This is a genomic window from Micromonospora sp. CPCC 205539 (assembly GCF_036906815.1).
In the GTDB taxonomy this organism is placed as follows: Bacteria; Actinomycetota; Actinomycetes; order Mycobacteriales; family Micromonosporaceae; genus Micromonospora.
In genome coordinates this window covers 42,700-66,944 of sequence record NZ_JBAKHW010000022.1, presented here as the reverse complement: position 1 = coordinate 66,944, position 24,245 = coordinate 42,700, and the positions used below count along the sequence as shown (strand labels likewise).

Genomic DNA, 24,245 nt, shown 5'->3' with positions numbered 1-24,245 from the left:
CGTGCACCTTAGCCCGGCGCGGGCTCAGCCGAGGGTCGCGTCGTACCGGTCTCGAAGCGCTGACCAGCCGTAGTCGTTGGCGCGGCTGCCCACGACGCGGTCGACATCGTGACCGTCGACGACTGCCGTGAGCACAGCGAGGCAGATGTGCCAGCCGGCGGCGTACATCCCTCGCTCGGCGCGCTCGTCGAAGGTGTGCGCGAGTGTCAGTCGGCATCCGGTCGGCGTCGGTGTGAGGGTCCATCGGAGAAGATGACCGCCCCAGCGATGCACGAGCTCATGCGGTGGCTCGCTGACCAGGACCTCCGCGTCGATGCTCTGGTCCTGTGGGGTTTCGCGCGACGTGGCGGGCCCGACCGAGGTGAGGGGCCGGTCCGGTACCACGGGCGACCACAGTTTGAGTTGGTCGGGTTCGGTGAGCTTCGGCCACACGCGGTCGACCGGGTGCGGTAGGTCACGCGTCATGGTCAGTACCCAGCGGCCGGCAACGTCGCTCACGGTCGCGTCCGGGGCCTGCCCGGCGATTTCGGCGCTGATGGGATCGGTCGAGTCGGTCATGATGTCTCCTCTTCGTCGAGTGCTCGGGCCAGCCGGTCGAGCCGGGTGGCCCACATCCGGTGGTAGGGCGTCATCCAGGCGAGCACGTCGGGTAACGGGTCGACGCCCAGCCGGTAGACCCGACGCCGGCCACTGACCACCGCCGTGACCGCGCCGGCGTCGCGCAGCACTCGCAGGTGTTTGGACACCAGCGGTTGCGGCAGCCCGAGGACCTGGATGAGGCCTCCGACATCACACTCCTCGACGCGGAGGTGGTCGAGGATCCGACGGCGTGTGGGATCCGCGATCAGGGTGAATCCGTCCACCCCGCAACCATGCCTTCACGTTCATATGAATGTCAAAGCATGTGATGGCGAGGCGGCGGCGGTCGGCTGCTAGCGTGCGGCGTTCTACAACGGCTTCGAGCACAGCACATCGGGCGCGGGCAGGTAGCCGAGTGCCTGCCAGAACCGCAGCCCGGCCGCGTTGTCCGGCAGGACGAGCAGGTTGATCCTGGGGCAGCCCAGGAGCCTGAAGCGGTGCTCCAACTCGTCCACCAACCGACTGGCTATCCCGCGCCGGCGGTGGGTTGGGTGGACCGCGAGTCGGAGGATCCACCCGCGTCGCCCGTCGTAGGTGCCCAGCACCACGGCGACAACCGCGCCGTGCGCTTCGGCGACCAGGAACAGCTCCGGATCCCTGGCGAGCTTGGCCTCCAGCTCGGCGCGGGGTACGACGTCACGGCCCGCCGCGGCCCACACCGCCGTGACGGCGTCGTAGTCGTCCCACCCGAACTGGCGAATGCGTACCACCACCGGTCTCCTCACCCCTGGTCCCGTGGAGCTGATCGGCTCAACGCCAAGCCCCGCGTGGCATCCGATCACACCGCCCGCGGCGGCAAATCCGGAGCCGTGCGTCCAGATCCGCGGGCTAGTGTCTTGTCGATGATCAATGAACGTCGGCCGGCTCGGTCACCGCGGGGGCTGGCGCGCAATCCCGCGGCACCGGTCGGCGTCCTGCTCCGGCTGATCGAGGCGTGGCCGGACGAGGCTGCCGCGGGGCTGGTGGATCGCCGCGAACTCCCACCGCTGGTGCAGGACGCCATGCTGCGCCACCCTTCGCCCCTGATCCGAGGCGCGCTGGCGAGCCACGCGCAGGTCGATCCGCAGATCAGGGCCACGCTCCTGGCGGACCCGGCCTGGCGGGTGAGGCTGCGGGCGTTCGGCCGTCCCGGGCAGCGACCGCTCTCCGACGAGGTGCTGGTGTGGCTGTTGGCCGAACTCGATGGCGAACCGCCGCCGGACACGCCGATGACCCGGGCGGAGCTGATCGGCGAACTGTTCATGATCATGCGGTACGGCCGGCGACTGATCCGGCTGGCCGCCGCGCACCCCCGGCCGGGAGTGCGCCGGCAGGTGGCCGGCTTCCTGGACGTGCTCGACGAGCCGGCGCGGCAGGCGCTGCTGACCGACGAGGCGACGGAGGTCCGCGAGGCCGCCACCCGGCACGTCGCCCATCGGGAGCAGGTGATGGAGCCGGCCGATCTGCCGGCACAGCACTGCCACGCGCTGTGGCAGGTGCTGCGTCGCCGGCTGTCCCGGGCGCTGGTGGACCAGGTGGTGAGCAGCGACGACGCGATGGCGATCAGTGTGGTGGCCGCCAATCCGAGCACCCCGGCGGACGTGGTCGAGGCGCTGCTGCGGCATCCGGAGCCGGCGGTACGTCAGGGGCTCGCGACACGCCCGGATCTGACCCGTGAGCAGATCGCCCGGCTCGCCGCCGACCCGGCGATCCAGGTCCGTACCGAGGTGTCGATCCATCCCGGCCTCACCGAGCAGCAGCGGGCCGCCATCGACATCGACGTGACCACGGTGCCCGGTGACGGCCACTTCGGCCACCCGGACGTGCGCTGCTCAAGCCCGTACCGCGACGCGACGGTGCCGGAGGTCGCCGACTCGCTGCGCTGGGCCCGTTCGGTCAACCCGCTGCTGCGGCGCCGAGCGGCCCGCGACGACCGACTGCCGGTGGAGCTTGTCACGATCCTCGCCGACGACCCCGACCTCGGCGTACGGGTGCTGCTTGCCCAGCATCACCCGGCCGCCCCGCCCGCGCTGCTGCTGCGCTGCTACCGGGAGTACGAGAACTGCGGCCGGGACCGGCTCGCCGAGCTGCCGCAGTTCCCCGTCAACGGGCTGGCCCGCTTCGCCGAGGACGCCGACCCCGCGGTGCGGAAGCTCGCCGCCCTCGATCCGTACGCCGACCCGACGCTCATCGACCGACTCACGGCCGATCCCGACGCCGCAGTCCGTCAGGCCATGGCGAGTTGCCCACGCCTGCCGGCACCACGGATCGCCGCGCTCCTCGACGACCCCGAACTGGCCGAGGCCGCCGCGGCCAACCCCGCCCTCTCCGTCGAACAGATGAGGCAGATCCTCGTTCCGGGATGACATGATCCTGCCGTGTTTATCGATCGCCGCTCGATGCTCGGCCTCGGGCTCTCCGCCGCCGCTGCGGCGCTCACCGGCTGCCAGGCGAAGCCTTCGGCGGAGCAGGCCGGCTCGTGGCAGACACCGGTGGCGTCGGCCGGTGGGCAGGGCGCCGCGGCGGCCACCGGTCCCGTGGTCCGGAAGGCGCCAACGGTCGGCCAGCGGCTGACGACCCTCCTCGGCGTCCACCTGCAACCCACCAGCCAGAATCCGTTGCACCCGGCGTACGCGGGAGCGGTGGCGCTCACCCTGACCGGCGGGCAGACGAGCGCGCAGGCGACCGTCGGTGAGGCGCTTCGGTTCGGTGCCGGGCCGACGCTTCTGCCGGCGGCGCAGCGTGTCCGGATGCGTCCCGACTCCATCTTCGACCTGGCATCGCTCACGAAGGTCTACACCGCCATCCTCGTCCTACAGCAGGTGGAGAAGGGGCGCCTCGATCTCGACGCGCCGGTGGTGAGCTATCTGCCCGAGTTCACCGGCACCGGCAAGTCGACGGTCACCGTGGCGATGCTCCTGGCGCACACCAGTGGTCTGCCCGTCGGGGCCAGCGTGACCGGTTACCCCACCCTCGCCGAGAAGTGGAAGGCGGTCCTGGCCACTCCGCTGGTCAGCGGCGCCAAACCCGGTCGGGTGTTCCGCTACTCCAGCGTCGGCCTGATGGTCGCCGGCAAGCTCGTCGAGAAGGTCACCGGCCAACGCCTGGACCAGGCCCTGAAGAGCGGACTGACCGACCCTCTCGGCCTGAAATGGACCGGCTTCACCCCGAAGACCTGGGTCAGCGGCACGGAACAGGCCGCCCGCATGGTCGCCACCGACGCCCGCTCCTCGCGCGGCCTGCTGCGCGGGGTCGTGCACGACGACGTCGCCAACCATCTCGGTGGTATCGCCGGGCACGCCGGCATCTTCAGCACGGCACAGGAGGTCGCCGTCATCGGTCAACTCCTGCTCGACGGCGGGATCTACGCCGGACGCCGGATCCTCGCCGAGAGCACCGTGCGTCGGATGGTGACCAATGCCAACGCCGGGTTGCCCGCCATCGACCCGGACCGACCCCACCGCACCGCCGATCACGGGCTCGGCGTGGTGCTCAACCAGCCCTGGTTCATGGGCGAGCTCAGCCGCCCGGCCACCTTCGGGCACACCGGCTTCACCGGCACCTCGCTGGTGGTCGACCCCGCCCACAAGCTCGTCCTCGTCCTGCTCACCAACCGGGCCCACCCCAACTGGAGCTGGGCCAACCCCGACCCGGTACGCGTCGCCACCGCCAATGTCGTGGCCCGCTCGTTCGCCCCGCCGGCCGCGCCGAACCGGCCCGGTCGCCCAGGGTCAGGCAGACCGCCGACCCCGCCGATCCGCCAGCGTTGACGGAACGGCGGCCCCGAGGTCGCCGACATCGGGGTTTCGTCGACGGCGGGTCACCGCGACATCGCCGGCACCGTGTCGATCATGCGAGGTCGGCCGCCTCAGCGGCAGCTCCAGTTAGGATGAAAGCTGCCATATTGCCCTAATCCACCCCGGACAGGTGCAGACCTTGCTTCACATTTCAGCCGGAGTGCTGCCGCTGCTGCTGGCACTGACACCGAGCGTGCCGATGAGCCCCGCTCCACCGGACCAATCGGACTTCTCGCTGACCGTCACCCCCAGCCGAATGGTCGTGCCGGCCGACGAGATCGGGCATCCACGGCGGTTCACCGTGACCAACCGAGGCCGCACCGCGATCGACGTGTCGATGCGAACCGCGAGCTTCCTGGTGGACACCAAGGGAGATCTGATCTTCCAGTCGGACGCGCCGCACACGGCCATCGACTGGGTCACGGTGCGTCCGGAGCGCCTCCGGCTCGCCGCCCAGTCGGCCACGCCGGTGGACGTCCGGATCGCGGTGCCGTCGACCGCCGAGCCCGGCGAGCACCAGGTCGCGGTGATCTTCTCGACCTCACCGCCGGCCGGCGCGCCCGGGTTGAGCGTGCGCCGCAGTGTCGGAGCGCCGGTCTACGTCACGGTGCCGGGCGAGGCGGTGGACTCGGTGCAGGTGGCCAAGCTCGGCGTACCCGGTTTCGCGACGCGCGGACCGCTGGCGCTCACCGCGACGGTACGCAATGTCGGCACCCTGCACCGGGACTTCGTCGCGGCGGATCGGCTGCGGGCCCAGGTGGCGGGGGAGGACGTGACGTTTGGCGACTTCACGCTGCTACGCGACGCCAGTCGGCAGGTCAGCGCCCGCTGGGACGACCCGCCCCTGGCCTGCGTCTGCCGGGTGACCGTGGCAGTGTCGAATCCGGATGGCTCACCGGGTAGCGCGATGGCGACCGTCGTCATCCTGCCGATGCACCTGATCGGGCCGGGGCTCGGAGGTGTCCTGCTGCTGCTTCTGCTCGCCTGGGTGCTCCGGCGTCGCCGGAGCCAGGCCGGCGTGCCAGCGGAGGGGGAATCGCCGGCTGACGCCGGGGACCGGCACGCCCTGGCGGCGTGGTTCCCCGACGACCGGGACAGATAGCTCCGTCGAAGCTCATTGACCTGTCGGTATTTGACCACTTTGTTCCGATTATGCCCTAATCACCTCTAATGCCTGTCATACCCTTACTCCGTCTCACGGGGGGTTCAGACATGGTCATGGTGAATGGCTTTACGGCGCGGCGCTGTCGGGGAGGCGCAGGCGGAACGGCCGGTGTGCGTACTGCCCTGACGTCTGCGTCCGTCCGCGGCCTGGGTGTGCTCCGGTGAACGCTGGCACACACAGGCGGCGGAGGCGCGTATTCGCCCGTGAAGAGCTCCGTCGCCGTACCGCCTTCGGCCTCGTCAGTACGTTGTTGGCCACTCTGCTCGCCGTGCTCAACCCGGTCGTCGCGGAGGCGGCGGGCACCGTCCTGTTCAACCAGCCCTTCCACAACAACACCCCGGACGGCCTCGGCAGCGTCGTCCTTCCTGCCCTCCCCGCCGGGGCCCTCGGCACGAACGTCGCCTGCCTGACCGCCTCCGGCAACACCAGCACCGGAGCTCCGCGCAGTTGCGCCTCGCAGACCGACGCCCCCGGCAGCGGCAAGCTGCGCCTCACCGACGCGACCACCAGCAAGGCCGGCGGACTCTTCGGCGCGACCAGCGTGCCCACCGCGTCCGGCCTGGACATGACCTTCAACCTCTACCAGTACGGCACCGGAACCTTCGGTGCGGACGGCATGACCCTGGTCCTCGCGGCGGTCGATCCCGCCAGCCCGACTGCGCCCGCCACCATCGGCCAGTCCGGCGGCGGGCTCGGCTACGCCGGCACCAGGAACCTGCCCGGTCTGGCCAACGGGTATCTGGGCATAGGCTTCGACGTCTACGGCAACTACAGCACCACCAACTACGAGGGCAGCGGCTGTACCGACCCGTCCTTCATCACCGCGGCCAGGATTCCCGGTCAGGTGGTGGTCCGAGGGCCCGGCCGGGGCACGGTCGGCTACTGCGGCCTGAACAGCACCGCCACCAACGCCACGTCGCCGGTGGTCCCGCTTCGGGCGACCACTCGCGCCGCCTCGGTCGTCCCTGTCGAAGTGGTGATCAACCCGACCGGCTCGGCGTTCACCACCGCCTCCGGTCTGGTGGTCGCGGCTGGCCGCTACATGGTGTCCTTCAGGCCGGTCGGCGCGAGCGTCTCGCGGGTCCTGGAGGGCGCGCTGCCTGTGGTCCCGGCCGGCCTCTACGCCTCGCCGACCATGTTGAACAGCAACGGCATCCCGCGCCAGCTCGCCTTCGGCTGGGTGGCCTCCACCGGCTCCGTGGTGGACAACCACGAGGTCGACAACACCAACGTGGTGACCTTCAACCCGGTGCCCGACCTCAACGTGACGCAGACCAGTTACACCGGCCCGAACCCGCAGCCCGGTGACCCGGTCAACTACACGGTCGTCCCCTCGGTCGCGGTGGGCTCCAACGAGACCGCCCCGATATCGGTGACCGCGACCACGCCGACCGGTGTGGTGCCGGTGGGCGCCTTCGGCAGCGGCTGGGTCTGCGCGGCGCCGTCCGGGCAGACCATCACGTGCACCAACAGCAACGGTCCGTTCGCCAACGGAACGTCGCTGCCACCGATCTCGGTCGTCGCCATCGTCACCGGGTCCAGCGTGACGCCCGCGATCATCCAGACCCAGTCGACCGTCACCGCGTCGTCCATCGACGCCAATCCCGGAATCTCCACCACCACGGTCGTGGGCACGCCGCCGACGACGCCCAGCGGGATCACCGTCTCACCGGCGACGAGCACGATCGCCGGCGGCGTCGCGGTCACGGTCGGCGGGACGAACATCGCCGGAGCGACCGCCATCGAGATCGGCACCACTGCGCAGCAGCAGGCCGGTACGCCGGTCGTCCTGCTGCCCTGCGCGTCCGGCCCGGCGGCGGGCTGCTTCACGGTGAACGCCAACGGGACGTTGAGCATCTCGTCCATGCCCGCCCGCAGCAGCGCCGCCACCGTGAACGTCACCGTGGTCACCCGGGGTGTCGCCGCCGCGGCCAGCTACGTCTACACCGACGTGCCCGCCACCCCGGTCGCCCCAACGGCGACCGCCGGCCTGGCCAGCGCCACGGTCACCTGGACGGCGCCAGCGAGCAACGGCAGCCCGATCACCAGCTACATCGTGACCCCGATCCGCAACGGGGTCGCGCAGACCCCGATCACGTACGACGCGTCCACCACCAGCCGGGTGATCTCCGGGCTGACGGTCGGCGCGAGCTACACGTTCACCGTCGCGGCGGTCAACTCGATCGGCACCAGCGCGACAAGTCCGGCGTCCACCGCGGTGGTGCCGTACGCGGTGCCCGGCGCCCCGACCATCACGGCGGCCAGCGCCGGTGACTCGTCGGCCACCCTGACCTGGACCGCACCCAACGCCAACAGCAGCCCGATCACCTCCTACGTGGTCACGCCGTACATCGGCGGGGTGGCGCAGACCCCGCAGACCTTCGCCAGCGCGGCGACCACCCAGACGGTGACCGGGCTGACGCCGGGCACCGCGTACACCTTCACGGTGACGGCCCGCAACGCGGGCGGCGCCGGGCCGCCCTCGGCGCAGTCCGCGCCGGTCACGCCGAACGCCTCGCCCAGTCTCGCCAACCCGCCGCCACCCGCTGGCGAGGTCAGCGTCCCCTACAGCAACCAGCTCACGGTGACCGGTGGTACCGCGCCGTTCGCCTGGTCGATCAGCGCGGGCAGTCTGCCGCCCGGGGTGACCATCAACGCGAGCACCGGTCTGCTCTCCGGCACACCCACCGCCGCTGGGACCTTCGACTTCACCGTCCGGCTGGTCGACGCCAGCAGCCAAGCCGCAACCCAGGCCCTGAGCATCGTCATCGCGCCGCTGCCCACGCTGGCCTTCCCGCCGCCCCCGCAGGGGCAGGTCGGTATCGCCTACAGCAACCAGCTCACGGTCAACGGGGGCACCGGCCCGTTCGTCTGGTCGGTGAGCGCGGGCAGCCTGCCGCCCGGCGTGACCCTGAACCCGAGCACCGGTCTGCTCTCCGGCACCCCCACCGCCGGCGGCGCCTTCTCCTTCACCGTCCGGGTGGTCGACGCCTTCGGGCAGGCCGCTACCAGGACGGTGTCCCTCGGCATCACGGCGTCACCGACGCTGAACTTCCCGCCGCCGCCGTCCGGCCAGGTCGGCGTTCCCTACAGCACCCAGCTCACGGTGAACGGTGGTACGGCGCCGTTCGTCTGGTCGGTCAGCGCGGGCACACTGCCGCCGGGTCTGACCCTGGACGCGAGCACCGGTCTGCTCTCCGGCACCCCGACCACCGCCGGCAGTTCCAGCTTCACCGTGCGGGTGGTCGACGCCGCCGGTCAGCAGGCGACACAACCGGTCACCGTGCTGATCACCACCGGACCGCTGGTGGTGGTGAAGACCTCGGACGTGTCCACCGTGGCGGCCGGTGGGACGGTGCGTTACACGATCAGCGTCACCAACACCGCCTCGGTCGCCCTCAACGGCGTCACGATCAACGACCCGCTGGGCGGGGTGCTCGACGACGCGGTCTACAACGCCGACGCGACCGCCACCTCCGGCACCGTCACGTTCGTCAGCCCGACCCTGAGCTGGACCGGCAACCTGGCCGCCGGTGCGGCCGCGACCATCACCTACTCGGTCACCGTGGCCAGCCCACCAACCGGTGACCTGGTGCTGACCAACACAGTCACCTCGCCGACGCTCGGCACCAACTGCGGCGCCGGCAGCCTGGACACCCGGTGCGCGGCCACTGTGCCGGTCGCCGCGCTCACCATCGTCAAGACGGCGGACAGGACCACCGCGACACCCGGCGACGTGGTCAGCTACACCATCGCGGTCACCAACACCGGTCAAGCGGCCTACCCGGCCGCCACCCTCACCGACGCGATGGGCGCCGCGCTCGACGACGCGGCCTACAACGGCGATGCGGCAGCGACGACGGGGTCGGTCACCTTCAGCTCCCCGAACCTGACCTGGACCGGCGCATTGGCGGCCGGTGCCAGCGCCACCATCACCTACACGATGACCGTGCGTGCCCCGGACCCCGGCGACAAGGTCATGACCAACACGGTCAGCTCCGGCAGCCTGGGCAGCAACTGCCCGGCCGCCACCAACGACGCCCGCTGCGCCGTGACCGTCACCGTGCTGGTGCCGGGCCTGGTCCTGACCAACATCGCGAGTACGGCGAGCACGACGCCCAACTCCACTGTCGGCTACACGGTCACCATCACCAACAGCGGGCAGACCGCGTACACCGGCATCAGTGTCACCACCTCGCTGGCCGGGGTGCTCGGCCGGGCCACGTACAACAACGACGCGACCACCACCGCCGGTGCGCTCTCCTACACCAGCCCCACCCTGACCTGGAGCGGCAACCTGGCCGTCGGCGCGATGGTGACCGTGACGTTCAGCGTGACGGTCGGCTCGGCGACCACCGGCAACCCGGTGCTGACCAGCGTGGTGTCGTCGTCGGCGGTGGGCAACAACTGCGCCCCCGGCAGCGTCGACTCGCGGTGTACCGCGTCAGTGACCATCCTGATTCCCGGGCTGACGCTGCTCAAGACGGCGACTGTGCCGAGTGCGACGCCGGGTTCGGTGGTGGCCTACCAGATCGTGGTGACCAACACTGGCCAATCTGCCTATCTCGGGGCGAGCTTCACTGACTCGCTGGCCGGTGTGCTCGACGATGCCGCCTACAACGGCAACGCCACCGCCACCTCCGGCGTGGTCAGCTACAGCAGCCCGACCATCTCCTGGACCGGTGACCTCGCCATCGGCGCGTCCGCCACGGTGACCTATTCGGTGACCGTCAGCGACCCCGCCACCGGTGACCGGTCGATGGTCAACCAGCTCGTCTCGCCGACGCCGGGCGCCAACTGCGCCTCCGGCAGCGCGGACGCCCGCTGCTCGGCCACGGTCCCTGTCCTGCTGCCTGGGCTGACTCTCACCAACAGCCCGAGCGCGGCCACCGCCACACCCGGCGACATCGTTGTCTACACGATCACCATCGCCAACACCGGGGAGACGCCGTACCCGGCGACGACCAGTGTCACCAACCCGCTGGCCGGCGTGCTCGACGATGCCGTCTACAACTCCGATGCCACGGCCGACAGCGGAACCGTCGGCGTAACCGGGTCGGTGCTGACCTGGACGGGCGCGCTCGCGGTGGGGGCCACCGTCACCGTTCGGTTCTCCGTGACGGTGCAGAACCCCGACACCGGAAACCGGGCGCTGACTTCGACGCTCAGCTCGACGGCGGTCGGCAACAACTGCCCGCCCGGTACGCCCGCCGCGTCCTGCACGGCGACCGTCACCGTGCTGCTGCCTGGTCTGACCATCGTCAAGACCGCCAACACCGCCTCCACCGTCCCCGGCGGCGTGGTGACCTACACGATCACCGTGACGAACACCGGCGAGACGACGTACGCGGCGGCGGCCTTCATCGACTCGCTGGCCAACCCCTTGAACGACGCCACCTACAACGGCGACGCGACCGCCACGTCCGGAACGGTCAGCTACACCGCCCCCAACGTGAACTGGGTAGGCGCGTTGGGCCTCGGCGCCGTCGCCACCATCACGTACTCGATGACGATCCTCGACCCCGACCCAGGCGATCAGTCGCTGGTCAACCGGGTGGTCTCCAGCACCCCGGGCAGCAACTGCCCGACGGGCAGCAGCGACGCGCGATGCGTCGCCACCGTGCTGGTGCGGGTGCCGGCCCTCACCATCACCAAGGTGCCCAGCGTGCCAACCACCGCGCCGGGCGCGACCGTCGGTTACACCCTCACCATCAGCAACACGGGGCAGACCGCGTACCCGACGGTGACCGTCACCGACGCGCTGGCCGGCGTGCTCGACGACGCGGCTTACAACAACGATGCGGTGGCATCAGCCGGCACGATCGGCTTCGTCAGCCCCAATCTGACGTGGAGTGGAGCCTTGGCCCTCGGCGCCACGGTGACGATCACCTACTCGGTGACGGTGAACGACCCGGTCGCCGGTGACCTGATCCTCTCCAACCGGGTCAGCTCGACGGCAGCGGGCAGCAACTGTCCGACCGTCGGCGGCAGCGACGCCCGATGCGCGGTCAGTGTGCCGGTGGCCCGACTGCTGCTGGTGGCCACCACCGACGTCGCCACCACCACGCCGGGTGGGGTGGTCCGGATCAACAGCACCTACACCAACACCGGTCAGGTCCCTTACCAGGGCATCAGTGTCAGCCTCGACTCGACCGACTTCGGCACCGACGTCATCGGCAACGGCGACCAGACCGCGTCCTCCGGCACGCTGATCCTCACTCCGACCGGCTCGGTCTGGTCGGGTGACATTCCCGTCGGCGCGACCATCACGCTGAGCGGCAGCGTCACGGTGCTCAACCCTTTCCAGGGCGATCCGTCGCTCCCCGCGACGATGGTGTCGGCAGCCCCTGGCAACAACTGTCCGGTGGGTAGCACCGATCCGCGTTGCTCGCTCAGCGTGACCGTGCTGATACCGGGTCTCGCGCTGAACGTCGTCGCGGACACGGCGACCGCCGTGCCGGGGCAGACCGTGAATTACACCGTGACGATCACCAACTCGGGTACCTCGCCATACACCGCGATCAGTGTGGCCAACTCGCTGGCGGCGGTGCTGAGTGACGCGACGTACAGCGGCGACGCGGTGGCCAGCGCCGGCACCCTGACCTTCGCCGGCACCACCCTCACCTGGAGCGGCGACCTCGCGGTCGGTGCAGTCGTCACCATCACCTACTCGGTGGTGGTGCTTTCACCCGACCCGGGCAACAAGATCATGGTCAACGTTCTCCAGTCGAGCGCCGTCGGCAGTTCCTGCTCCGCGACGGCCCAGGCGCCCGGGTGCACCTCCACCGTGCTGGTTCTCACTCCGGCGCTGACCATCGGAAAGTCGGCGAGCGCCGTGGCGACGTCGCCGGGCAGCACGGTCGCCTACACGCTGACCATCACCAACAGTGGACAGATCCCGTACGCCGCGACAAGCGTGAACGACGACCTGACCGGCGTCCTCGATGACGCGGCCTACAACGGGGACGCGAGCGCCACGGCCGGAACGGTCTCCTACACCGCACCGGTGCTCACCTGGAGTGGCGACCTGGCCGTCGGCGCCACCGTGACGGTCACCTACACGGTGACCGTCGACAACCCGGCCACCGGGAACAACTCGCTGGTCAACGTCGCCAGCTCCGCCGCGGCAGGGGCCAACTGCCTAGTGGGCAGCGCCGACCCGGCGTGCACGGTCACCGTCGCGGTCGCCGACGAAACTCAACTGACGTTCGCCAAGACCGCGAGTGCGCGCTCCGCGGCTGTCGGTTCGGTGGTCACGTACACGGTGGTGGTGTCGAACTCCGCGCTGACCCCGTACCTCGCCGCGACCTTCGACGACTCGCTGGCCGACGTGCTCGGCAACGCCGTCTACAACAACGACGCCTCGGCCGGCGGGGTGGGCACCATCAGCTACACCGCCCCGGTGCTCACCTGGACCGGCGACGTGCCGGCGGCCGGCTCGGTGACCATCACCTACACCGTGACGGTGCAGCCGGTCACCGGTGACAACCTGATGGTCAATACGCTGGTCTCCGACTCCGACGGCGGGAACTGCGCCGTCGGCAGCGTCGACCCGCGGTGCACCGCCCAGGTCACCGTGTCGCAGGTGACCATCCTGAACACCGCCGACAGGGCCACCGTGCTGCCCGGCGGTACGGTCGTCCTCACCACCACCATCACCAACGACGGTGGCACCGCCTACTTCGGCGCGACCGTCAACCTGGGCGGCGCCGGCCTGCTCGACGACGCCGTGCCGATCGGTGACACCGTCACCTCCGGCGCCCTCGTGGTCGGCCCGGACGGTCTCAGCTGGACCGGCGACCTGCCGGTCGGCGGCGTGGTCACCATCGCCAGCACCTTCCAGGTGCGTAACCCCGATCCAGGCGACAAAGTCATCTCAAGTACGGCCAGCTCGGCGATCCAAGGGAACAACTGCCCGGTCGGCGGCACCGATCCGCGCTGCACCGTCCGGGTCGACGTGCTGGTGCCGGCGCTGACCATCGTCAAGGTCGCCAACACACCGGTCACGACGCCCGGCAGCACGGTCGGCTACACCCTCACCATCAGCAACACCGGCACCGCCCCGTACCTGGGAGCGGTGGTCACCGACGACATGACCGGCGCGCTCGACGACGCGACCTTCGGCAACGACGCCACCACCACCGTGGGCAGCGTGTCGTACGCGGCGCCCACGCTGACCTGGACCGGTGACCTCCCGGCGGGGCAGAGCGCGGTCGTCACCTACACCATGACGGTGCGCAGCCCCGACCCGGGCGACAAGACGATGGTGAACGTCGTCTCCTCGACGGAGGCCGGCAGCACCTGCCCGCCGGCCAGCTCCAACCCGGACTGCTCGATCCTGGTGCCCGTGCTCACGCCCGGCCTGGGCATCACCATCACCGCCGGTACGGCCAGCACGACTCCCGGCGCGCAGGTGGGCTACACCATCTCCATCGTCAACACCGGGCAGACCGCGCAGACGGGCGTCACGGTGACCAACGCGCTGGCCGGGCTGCTGGATGACGCGGCCTACAACAACGACGCCGTGGCGACCACCGGCGCGGTCACCTTCGCCAGCCCGAATCTGCTCTGGACGGGCACCCTCGCCCCGGGGGCGACGGCCACCATCACCTACTCGGTGACGGTCGCCGCCCCGGACACCGGCGACCGGCTCCTCACCAGCCGGGTCAGCTCAGCGGCCGCCGGTAGCAGCTGCGTCGTCGGCAGCACCAACCCGGCCTGTACGGCCACCGTGACGATTTCGGTGCTCAGCATCGTCAACACGGCGGGTGCGCCCACCTCGGTCCCCGGCGGCACGGTCCAGTTCACCACCACCGCCACCAACACGGGGACGACCCCTCTGATCGGCATCCAGATCACGACCAACTTCGCCGGCTCGGTCGACGACGCCGCGTACAACGGCGACGCCGCGGCCTCGACCGGCACGCTGGAGTTGGTGCCCGGCACGTCGTCGATCCGGTGGACCGGTGACCTGCCGCCGGGCGCGGTGCTCACCATCACCCGCTCGTTCACGGTGCGCGACCCGGACCCGGGCAACCGGGTCATGACCTCGGTGGCCAGCTCCACCGCCCCCGGCAACAACTGCCCGTCGGGCGGCACCGACCCGGCGTGCACGGCGACGGTCACGATCCTCATCCCGGCGTTGACGGTGCTCAAGACGGCGGACCGGGCCACCACCGTCCCCGGCGGCCCCGTCGGTTACACGATCACCGTCACCAACACCGGCGAGACCCCGTACACCGGCGCCGCCGTCGCCGACAGCCTGGCCGGCCTGCTCGCCGACGCCACCTACAACGGCGACGCCAGCGCCAGCTCGGGCGTCGTCTCCTACAGCGCGCCGACCCTGACCTGGACCGGTGACCTCGCCGTCGGCGGCGCGGTCACCATCACTTACACGGTCACCGCCAACGACCCGCAGACCGGCGGGCGGGTCCTGGTCAACACGGTCAGCTCCACCGACGCCGGCACCAACTGCCCGCCCGCCGGCGCCGATCCGGCCTGCACGACGACCGTCCAGGTGCTGCTGCCGGCCCTGAGCATCAGCAAGAACGCCAACGTCGGCACCACCACACCGGGTGGCACGGTGGGCTACACCATCACCGTCACGAACAGCGGCCAGACCGCGTACACCGGTGCCACCCTGAGCGACAGCCTCGCCGCTGTACTCGACGACGCCACCTTCAACGACGACGCGGTCGCCACGGCCGGCGTGGTGTCGTACGCGGCGCCGACCCTGACGTGGACCGGTGACCTCGCCATCGGTGGCACCGCCGTCATCAGCTACTCGGTCGCGGTGCACAACCCCTCCACCGGGGACCGGAGCATGACCAACGGCATCACGTCCACCACGCCGGGCAGCAACTGTCCGGTTGGAGGGACTGATCCGGCCTGCACCGTCACCGTCACCGTGCTCATCCCGGCGCTCAGCATCACCAACGTCGCCGACGTGGCCACGACCACGCCGGGCAGCGTCGTCCGGTTCACCGCCACCTTCACCAACACCGGACCCACCGCCTACGTGGGCATCCAGGTGGTCACCGACGCCACGAACGTCTTCGACGACGCCCGGCCCAACGGGGACCAGGTCGCCAGCTCCGGCACGCTGACCGTGGTGGGCGCCGACGTCACGTGGACCGGGGACATCCCGGTTGGCGGCGTCATCGTCATCACCGGCACGGTCACGGTCAACAACCCGGACACCGGCAACCGGACCATCGCCAGCACCATCACCACCGACGCACCCGGCAGCAACTGCTCGACGGCGGCGCCCGGCCCCGCCTGCACCGTGACGGTCGCCGTACTGCTGCCCGGCCTCGCCATCGCCAAGACCGCCGACAACCCGACCAGCACGCCAGGCGACACCGTCACCTACACCATCACCGCCACGAACACCGGCGAGACGGGGTACGTCGACACCACGATCAGCGACTCGCTCGCCGGCCTGCTCGGTGACGCGGTCTACAACGCCGATGCCACCGCCAGCTCCGGGGTGGTCACCTACGCGGCGCCGGTGCTGACCTGGCGCGGCGACCTGCCGATCGGTTCCGCCGTGACCATCGTCTACACGGTGACGGTCAACAACAGCCAGGTCGGCGGGCGGACCCTCGTCAACACGGTCAGCTCCGACGCGCCGGCCAACAACTGCGCGGTGGGCAGCACCGACCCGAGGTGCAGTGTCCAAGTCGCCATCCTGATCCCCGGGCTGGCCATCACCAAGACGGCGGACACCGCCACCGTCACCGCCGGCGGCACGGTCACGTACACGATCACGGTCACCAACACCGGACAGTCGCCGTACACGGGTGCGACCGTCGCGGACACGCTGACCGGAGTGCTCGACGACGCGGTCTACAACGCGGACGCCACCGCGAGTTCCGGCGTGGTCTCGTACGCGGCGCCGGTGCTGACCTGGACCGGTGATCTCGCGGTCGCGGCGGTCGCGGTGATCAGCTACTCGGTCACCGTCAACGTCCCGGACACCGGTGACCGGAACCTCGTCAACGCCGTCAGCTCCAGCACCGTGGGCGCCGACTGTCCGGGCTCGCCGGCCTGCACCACCACGGTCGCCGTCCGGATCCCGGCACTGACCATCACCAAGACCGCCGACACCGCGACTGTCGTCGCGGGCGGGGTGGTGCGCTACTCGGTCCTGATCACCAACAATGGGGAGGCGCCCTACAGCGGCGCCACGGTCACCGACTCGCTCGTCGACGTCCTCGACGACGCCGTGTACGTCGGCGACGCCGTCACGACCACGGGCGTCCTCTCCTACACGGCGCCGGTCCTCACCTGGACCGGTGACCTGCCGGTCAACGCCACCGCCACGTTCACCTACAGCGTCGCCGTCAATCAGCCCGTGTCCGGCGACGGAACGCTGGTCAACACGGTCGCCTCCACCACCATCGGCAACACCTGCCCGGCGGGTGTGGGCGGCGCCGGATGCACCGCCACCGTCACCGTGACCGCGCAGTCGATCACGTTGTCCGGGTTGCCGGACGGGTTCACGCTGACGGGCCGTCCGGAGCAGGTGGTCGGCCGATCCGAGGCGGTCACCATGACCGTCACCACCAACAGTCCCACCGGGTATTCGGTCAGCGTACGAGGGCTGCAGCCGGAACTGGTCGGGGCCAATCCCGCGAACCCTTACACCATCCCGATCGAAAACCTGCGGGTACGCGAGAGCGGCACCACCGTCTACCGGGAACTCTCCGATGTGACGGCGGTGGTCGTGCACCGTCAGGCCGGGCCATCGGCACCCGGCGGCGACGCGATCAGCAACGACTACCAGGTGACCATCCCCGCGGTCGTAGCCGATGAGTACTCCGCGACGTTGGAATATGTGGCGATCACCGAGTAACAGCCTGAGGAGCATCATGCGAAGGATCCCTGTCCTGGCGACCGTGCTGGCCGCGTGGACGCTGGCCGGGCCGGTTGTCGCCCCCGCGCAGGCGGTGGCCCCGACGCCGAAGCCGTCCGGCGCCGCCTCGCCGTCCGGGCCGCTGCTCAGCATCACGGTGGACGACGGCAGGACCGCCGTGGCCGCCGGCGATGAGCTGACCTACCGGGTCACCGTCCGCAATCTCGGCACGGCCAAGGTGGCGGGCATCAAGGTTTCGCAGAGCCTGCCGTCCGGGCTCGCGCTCATCTCCGCCGACCGCGGCGGCAAGGCCCGGGACGGCGCGGTCAACTGGGCGGTCGACCTCAAGGTGGGTGAGGAGTCCACCTTCACCACGAAGGCCCGCGTCGGTGAGACTCCGAAGGATTTGCTGCGACTCGCCACGGTGGCCTGTGCCAGCGCCAAGGACGGTGTGAAGCCGCTCGTCTGCGCGACCCACTCCGATCTGCTGCCGGCCGGTGCCGTCGTACCGGCCACCAAGGGTGCCGGCACCTCCTGGCTCTGGTACGCCGGCGCCGCGGTGGCGCTGCTCGTACTCGGCGCGGCCGCGTTCGTCCTGGTTCGCCGGTACCGCCAGCGTCGGGTCGTACCCGCGCACGCGCGGTCGGCGACCGAGCGGGCCGACAGCCCCGACCGGATGGCCGGGGCGGTCAGCGCGGACTGAGCGCCGCTCAGGCAACCGAGTGGGTCACCGTTCCGGTGTAGACGCCGGTCACCGTCTCCGGTCCGAGTTGGAAGGTGAGGGTCGGGTTCCAGCTCGCCCGGTTGAGGCCGTCGCCGGTGGACCTGGTGAACGCGGTCGGCGTCGACACGATCGGTACCGCGTCGGCGGCGGTGGGTTGACCCGGCACGAGCACACCGGTTCCGACATTCTGCGTGGCCGGCCCCGACCAGTAGTCGATCGCGCTGGCCGGGATCGTCTCGGCCGGCGTCGCGCCGCCGGTGGTGAAGTCACTGGCGGTCACCGTCACCACCCAGGTCGCCGCGAGTTGCGCGCGGTCGTCGATCACGGTGACCGTGCCGAGCTGACCGGTGATGCCCTCGTCGGGTGATCCCTCGCCGAGATCGGCCGTCGCGGGCGTGATGATCGAGAGCTCACCCCCGGTCACGATGACCGTGGCCGTGACGTCGCCGGTGCTGTCCGCCCAGGCGGGTGCGGGGACGGACACCAGGCAGGCCGTGCCGATCACCACGGTCAATCCGAACCTCTGCATTGCCGATCCTGTCATCGCGTTCCTATTTATCGCACTGAGCGTAACGATTCCGTACGTTCCGTAGCTGCCAAGTGGACAAATAGTGCACGCTCACCGGCGCGATCGGCGACCCAGGCGGAGCCAGAGCACCACGAGCGCCGCGCCAGCGACGCCCAGCGCAGGCCGCCGCGCGTCCTCCGTCGGACGCTGCCGCCGCCCGGTCGAACCCGCAACTTGCGGACCAGCGCGTCTGTAATTTAGCTTAGCCTCGCCTAATTTCGGCATCTCCTCGTGAAAGTGGCAACCATGGTGATGAACGCAGTCGGCACCCGACTCCGGACCCGGGGCCGCGTGAGCGTGGGCCTGCTGGGCCTGCTGGTCGCCGCATCCGGCGCCCTGGCCGCCTGCGGCGACGACGCGGACGCACCGGCCGCGAACTCGTCCGGTGTGGGCTCGGCGGCCGTCGCCTACCCCGTGACCGTCACGCACAAGCTCGGCAAGGTCACCCTCGACAAGGCCCCGGAGCGCGTCGTCGCGCTGTCCGACGCCGACCTGGACGCCCTCCTGCTGCTGGGTGTCCAGCCCGTCGGTATCGCCGCGTCGCTGGACGAGGGCGGTATCACCGCCTGGGCCAAGCCGAAGATCACCGGCAAGCCGGCCCTGCTCTCGGCTGGCGACGCGGGCGTCAACCCCGAGGAGATCGCCAAGCTCAACCCGGACCTCGTCCTGGCCGGTGGTGACTACTACATCGACCAGGAGTACGCGAAGCTGTCGCCGCTGGTGCCGACCACGGCGTACGAGAGCGGGCCGTTCGAGGACCCGTGGCAGGTGACGCTGCGCCAGGTCGCCAAGCTGGTCGGCAAGGTCGAGCAGGGCGAGACGATCATCAAGGACGTCGAGGCGAAGGTCGCCAAGGTCAAGGCGGACCACCCCGAGTTGGTCGGCAAGACCTTCTCGCTGTCGCAGGCGTTCGAGGCCGGCACCATCGGCGTGCTGCGCTCGGCCGAGGACACCGGCGTCAAGTCGATCAACGAGTTCGGTATGACGCTCGCCCCGGAGGTCGCGAAGCTCCAGGGTACGGACTTCGCGGTGACCTTGAGCCTCGAGAAGCTCGCCACCGTCGACGCCGACGTCGTCATCGTCTACTGCGTCGAGCCGGGCCTGAAGACGGCGCTGGAGAGCAACACGCTGTTCAAGAACCTCAACGCCGTCAAGAAGGGCGGCTATGTGCCGCTCACCCGGGAGCAGTTCTCGGCGCTGCGGAACCCGACGCCGCTGACCATCCCGTACTTCATCGACAACGTGGTCCCCACCATCGCCAAGGCGGCGACGGCCGGCGGCAAGTGACATGACGACACCGAACCGCGAGATCGAACTCGTCTGGCACGACCTCACCCCACGGCTGCTCGAGGTGGCCCGGGTCGTACGGGTCACCCCCCGGACCGTCCGCGTCACGCTCACCGGTGCGGCGCTCGACGGTTTCTGCTACGCCGCGCCCGACGACCACGTGAAGGTGTTCTTCCCGGAGCCCGGTGCGGCGCTGCCGGTCATGCCGACCCTCGGACCGGACGGTCTCGAGTCGCCCCCGCCGGGCGCCCCGAAACCCACGTTCCGTGACTACACGGTGCGGCACCACCGACCGGAGCAGCGGGAGTTGGACCTCGACTTCGTCCTGCACGGCCACGGGCCGGCGGGGAGTTGGGCCGCGCAGGCAACACCCGGGCAGGTCCTCGGCGTCCTCGGCCCTCGTGGTTCGACCATCAACCCGTTCACCTTCGACTGGTACCTGTTCGCCGGCGACGAGACGGCGCTGCCGGCGGTCGCCGTCTGGCTCGAGCGGGTGCCCGCCGGCGTGCCGGTCTTCGCGTTCCTCGACGTGGCCGACGCGGCCGAGGAGCAACAGCTCGCCATCACCGCCGACACCACACTCGTCTGGCTGCACCGCGACCGTGGTGTCGACGGCGGGCAGTTGGAGCAGGCGATCCGCGGGCTCGAACTGCCACCGGGGGACGGGTACTGCTGGGTCGCGGGGGAGGCGACGTCGCTCAAGCCGATCCGCCGCTACCTGCGGACGCTCGGCTTGTCCCGCGATTGGGTCGAGGTGGACGGGTACTGGAAGCGTGGCGTGGTCAATCTCGACCACCACGACGATGACGACGACTGACGAGGCGTCGACCGGGCGACCGACGAAGGCCACGGCGATGCGCACCACCTGGCCGGTGCGCGTCGCCGGGCTCGCCGGACTGGTCGCGCTCACCGGTGTCGCGGTGCTGCTCAGCCTCGGTTTGGGCGCGCAGTCGCTGCACCCGGGCGAGGTCTGGTCCGCGCTCGTGGCACCCGACGGCGGTGACGCCACGGCCGTCGTACGGGAACTGCGGCTGCCGCGTACCGTCCTCGGGGTCCTCGTCGGCCTCGCACTCGGCGTGGCCGGCGCGTTGATCCAGGGCCACACCCGCAACCCGATCGCGGACCCCGGCCTGCTCGGGGTCTCCGCCGGGGCGTCGTTCGCCGTCGTCCTCGGCATGGCCGTCTTCGGCGTCGGCTCGCTGACCGGCTACATCTGGTTCGCGTTCGCCGGCGCCCTCGCCGCCAGTCTCGTCGTCTTCGGGCTCGGCGCGACCCAGCGCGGCGGCCCGACCCCGGTCACCCTCGCGCTGGCCGGTATGGCGATCAGCGCGCTGCTGTCGTCGTTCACCTCATCCCTGCTGCTCGCCGACTCGGCATCGTTGAACAGCTTCCGCTTCTGGGTGGTCGGGTCGTTGTCCGGGCGTGAGCTGGACGTCGCCGGGCAGGTGGCGCCGTTCATCGTGGTGGGGCTGGTCCTGGCGGCGATCAACGCGCCCGCGCTCAACGCGCTCGGCCTCGGCGAGGACGTGGCCCGCGCGCTGGGTCAGCACATCGGGCTCGCCCGCACCGTCGGTATCACCGCGATCATGCTGCTCACCGGCGCGGCTACTGCGGCCTGCGGACCGATCGGTTTCGTCGGGCTCGCCGTGCCGCACCTCGCCCGCGCCCTCACCGGACCGGACCATCGCTGGCTGCTGCCGTACTCGGCGTTCGTGGGTGTCTGTGTGGTGCTGCTCGCCGACGTCGCCGGCCGGCTCATCGCCCGCCCCGCGGAGCTTCAGACCGGCATCGTCCTCGCCGTTCTCGGCGCGCCCTTCTTCGTCTACCTCGTCCGCCGCGTCCGGCTGGTGTCGCTGTGAGCGCACTGCCGCTGCCGGGGCGGGTCGTGCTGCGGATCGGCCCGGTCTCCGGCGCGGTGCCGGTCCGCGCGATCGTCGTCGGCGCCGTCGCCCTCGCCGCCGCGCTCACCCTCGCCGTTCTCAGCCTCGGGCGGGGGGAGTTCCCGATCCCGCCCAGCGCCGTCCTCGACGTGCTCGGCGGGGAGGGCACCCGCGCGCAGCGGCACATCCTGTTGCAGCTACGCCTGCCCCGGGTGCTCTGCGCCCTGCTCGTCGGCGCGGCCCTGGCCATGTCCGGTGCGCTGACCCAGACGTTCGCCCGGAACCCCCTGGCCAGTCCCGACGTGCTCGGCGTGACCGGTGGCGCGGCGGCCGGCGCGGTCGCGGCCATCGTCCTCGGCGGCGTGTCGGGCGGGATGGTCGGCGTCCCGGTCGCCGCGCTGATCGGTGCGACGATCAGCGCCACCCTCATCTACCTGCTGGCCTACAAACGTGGCATGAACGGCTTCCGCCTCGTGCTCGTCGGCCTCGGCGTGGGCGAGGTCCTCGGCGGGCTCACCTCGTGGCTGCTGGTGCGAGCCGACCTGGTGGACGTCAGCCGGGCCACGATCTGGCTCACCGGTTCGCTCGCGGGACGCGAGTGGAACAACGTACGTCCCCTGGCCCTCGCCCTGGTCGTCCTCGCGCCGCTGGCGGTCGCCGCGGCGACCGCGCTGCGGGTCCTCCAGTTCGGTGACGACACCGCCCGCGCGCTCGGCCTGCGCCTGCAGACCGCCCAGCTCGCCGTGGTGGCGGTCGCGGTCGCGCTCGCCGCGGTCGCGGTGTCGGCGGCCGGACCGGTCGAGTTCGTGGCGTTCCTCGTGCCGCAGGTCGCGTTGCGCCTCTGCGGGGGCAGCAGACCGCCGGTCATCGTCTCGGCGATCCTGGGCGCCCTGCTCGTCGTCGGCGCCGACCTGGCCGCCCGGCTCGTCATCGCACCCCGCGAGCTGCCGGTCGGCCTGCTCACCGCGATGATCGGCGCACCGTACCTGCTGTGGCTGCTGCTGGGCAGAACGAGGAGGACCACCGCATGACCGCGCGACTTCGCGCTCGGGATCTCCACCTGGCGTACGGCGACACGACCGTCGTCGAGCACCTGGACCTCGACATCGTCGACGGCCGGATCACCGCCGTCATCGGCCCCAACGGCTGCGGCAAGTCGACGCTGCTACGGGCGCTCGGCCGGCTGCTGCGGCCGGCCTCCGGTCAGGTGCTGTTGGACGGTAAGCAGATCGACCGGCTGCCCACCCGCGAGGTGGCGAAGATCGTCGGCGTGCTGCCGCAGTCGCCGGTCGCACCCGATGGGCTCACCGTCGCCGACCTGGTGATGCGCGGCCGGCACCCGCACCAGAGCTGGTTCAGTCAGTGGTCGCGCGCCGACGAGGACATCGTCGCCGAGGCGCTGCGCTGGACCGACCTGCTCGACCTCGCCGACCGGCCCGTCGACGCGCTGTCCGGCGGGCAACGTCAGCGGGCCTGGATCTCGATGGCCCTCGCGCAGGGCACCGACCTGCTGCTCCTCGACGAGCCCACCACCTACCTCGACCTCGCGCACCAGATCGACGTGCTCGACCTGGCCGCCCGGCTGCACCGGGAACGCGAGCGCACCGTCGTCATGGTGCTGCACGACCTGAGCCTCGCGGCCCGGTACGCCGACATCCTCATCGCTATAAAGGACGGCAGGGTCGTGGCCACCGGGGCACCGGAGGAGGTGCTGACGCCGCAGCTGCTGGCCGAGGTCTTCGGTCTGCGCGCGCTGGTGGTGCCCGATCCGGCGACGGGCACCCCGTTGGTGGTGCCGCTGCCGCGGGAAGCCGTTCCCGCCGACTGATCCCCCCCGTTCCGAACAAGGCCGAACAACCCTCTGAACAGCTCGGACAGGCGCGGGCTGTGCGGAACAGCCGTCGACCGTTGCGGCCGGCTGTTTCGCGTTCCTACGGTGAGCGTCGACACGCTGGGACGCGTGAGGGTGGGCCGGAGAGAGGGGTAGTGAATGGCACAGAGGATGATCGCCCGGGCGTTGGTCCTGGTGGCCGTGATGGCGGGTCTGACGCTGGTGGGGCAGGCGGCACCCGCGTCCGCGGCGCCCTGTGGCGTCACCGCCGCGGACACCGACCAGTCGCCGTACGGGCAGAACTTCCTGCAGAACGTCAGCCTGCGTACCGGGCCGGACTGGACCTGCAAGGTCACGGGCACCGCGACGTACAACAACCTCGTCGACTACCACTGCTACGTCAACGTGAACAACGTCAAATGGGTCTACCTGCGTACGGCGACGACGAAGTACGGCTGGGTCTGGGCCGATTTCCTGGTCGAGGACGGCTCCTACCAACCCTGTGACGGTTGGTGAGA

15 protein-coding genes are annotated in these 24,245 nt (G+C 70.7%); 11 read left to right on the top strand and 4 right to left on the bottom strand.

Annotated elements, in window-relative coordinates:
• Positions 1 to 24: 24 nt before the first annotated feature.
• The 3 genes from V6V47_RS20435 to V6V47_RS20425 form a co-directional block, all read right to left on the bottom strand.
• Positions 25 to 558: an SRPBCC family protein gene (locus V6V47_RS20435; protein WP_334629903.1), complete on the bottom strand. Its 534-nt coding sequence runs from the start codon at positions 556 to 558 to the stop codon at positions 25 to 27.
• A complete protein-coding gene (locus V6V47_RS20430) occupies positions 555 to 863 on the bottom strand; it encodes an ArsR/SmtB family transcription factor (protein ID WP_334629902.1) in 309 nt (102 codons plus the stop codon). The genes V6V47_RS20435 and V6V47_RS20430 overlap by 4 nt, the downstream gene beginning before the upstream one ends.
• Positions 864 to 947: 84 nt before the next feature.
• A complete protein-coding gene (locus V6V47_RS20425) occupies positions 948 to 1,352 on the bottom strand; it encodes a GNAT family N-acetyltransferase (RefSeq protein ID WP_334629901.1) in 405 nt (134 codons plus the stop codon).
• Positions 1,353 to 1,481: 129 nt separating this feature from the next.
• Between V6V47_RS20425 and V6V47_RS20420 the strand changes: the two genes are divergently transcribed.
• The 5 genes from V6V47_RS20420 to V6V47_RS20400 all read left to right on the top strand — a co-directional run bounded on the left by V6V47_RS20420 (position 1,482) and on the right by V6V47_RS20400 (position 18,140).
• Complete coding sequence (locus tag V6V47_RS20420; RefSeq protein ID WP_334629900.1) at positions 1,482 to 2,984, top strand: hypothetical protein; 1,503 nt, start codon at positions 1,482 to 1,484, stop codon at positions 2,982 to 2,984.
• Between the two features lie 12 nt (positions 2,985 to 2,996).
• Entirely contained in the window at positions 2,997 to 4,388 is a 1,392-nt protein-coding gene (locus tag V6V47_RS20415; protein ID WP_334629899.1) for a serine hydrolase domain-containing protein, read from the top strand.
• Between the two features lie 166 nt (positions 4,389 to 4,554).
• Positions 4,555 to 5,517, top strand: coding sequence for a hypothetical protein (locus tag V6V47_RS20410; RefSeq protein ID WP_334629898.1), 963 nt, complete (start codon positions 4,555 to 4,557; stop codon positions 5,515 to 5,517).
• A 313-nt stretch (positions 5,518 to 5,830) separates the two neighbouring features.
• Positions 5,831 to 17,437: a DUF7927 domain-containing protein gene (locus tag V6V47_RS20405; protein ID WP_334629897.1), complete on the top strand. Its 11,607-nt coding sequence runs from the start codon at positions 5,831 to 5,833 to the stop codon at positions 17,435 to 17,437.
• 16 nt (positions 17,438 to 17,453) lie between these two features.
• Positions 17,454 to 18,140, top strand: coding sequence for a hypothetical protein (locus V6V47_RS20400; protein ID WP_334629896.1), 687 nt, complete (start codon positions 17,454 to 17,456; stop codon positions 18,138 to 18,140).
• A 7-nt stretch (positions 18,141 to 18,147) separates the two neighbouring features.
• Here V6V47_RS20400 and V6V47_RS20395 read toward each other — a convergent pair whose 3' ends face one another.
• Positions 18,148 to 18,690, bottom strand: coding sequence for a hypothetical protein (locus tag V6V47_RS20395; RefSeq protein WP_334629895.1), 543 nt, complete (start codon positions 18,688 to 18,690; stop codon positions 18,148 to 18,150).
• A gap of 285 nt (positions 18,691 to 18,975) precedes the next feature.
• Here V6V47_RS20395 and V6V47_RS20390 point away from each other — a divergent pair, with 285 nt between their 5' ends.
• From V6V47_RS20390 to V6V47_RS20365, 6 genes are all read left to right on the top strand, one after another.
• The gene (locus V6V47_RS20390) at positions 18,976 to 20,016 is read left to right on the top strand and encodes an ABC transporter substrate-binding protein (RefSeq protein ID WP_334629894.1); all 1,041 of its coding nucleotides are present in this window, start codon (positions 18,976 to 18,978) and stop codon (positions 20,014 to 20,016) included.
• Position 20,017: 1 nt separating this feature from the next.
• On the top strand, positions 20,018 to 20,833 hold the full coding sequence (locus V6V47_RS20385; protein ID WP_334629893.1) for a siderophore-interacting protein: 816 nt from the start codon (positions 20,018 to 20,020) through the stop codon (positions 20,831 to 20,833).
• Between the two features lie 37 nt (positions 20,834 to 20,870).
• Positions 20,871 to 21,875, top strand: a complete 1,005-nt coding sequence (locus V6V47_RS20380) for a FecCD family ABC transporter permease (protein ID WP_442934273.1) — start codon at positions 20,871 to 20,873, stop codon at positions 21,873 to 21,875.
• Entirely contained in the window at positions 21,872 to 22,927 is a 1,056-nt protein-coding gene (locus tag V6V47_RS20375) for a FecCD family ABC transporter permease (RefSeq protein ID WP_334629891.1), read from the top strand. The genes V6V47_RS20380 and V6V47_RS20375 overlap by 4 nt, the downstream gene beginning before the upstream one ends.
• Positions 22,924 to 23,724, top strand: coding sequence for an ABC transporter ATP-binding protein (locus V6V47_RS20370; protein WP_334629890.1), 801 nt, complete (start codon positions 22,924 to 22,926; stop codon positions 23,722 to 23,724). Before V6V47_RS20375 ends, V6V47_RS20370 begins: the two co-directional genes overlap by 4 nt.
• Before the next feature lie 162 nt (positions 23,725 to 23,886).
• Positions 23,887 to 24,243: an SH3 domain-containing protein gene (locus tag V6V47_RS20365; protein ID WP_334629888.1), complete on the top strand. Its 357-nt coding sequence runs from the start codon at positions 23,887 to 23,889 to the stop codon at positions 24,241 to 24,243.
• Positions 24,244 to 24,245: the final 2 nt, after the last annotated feature.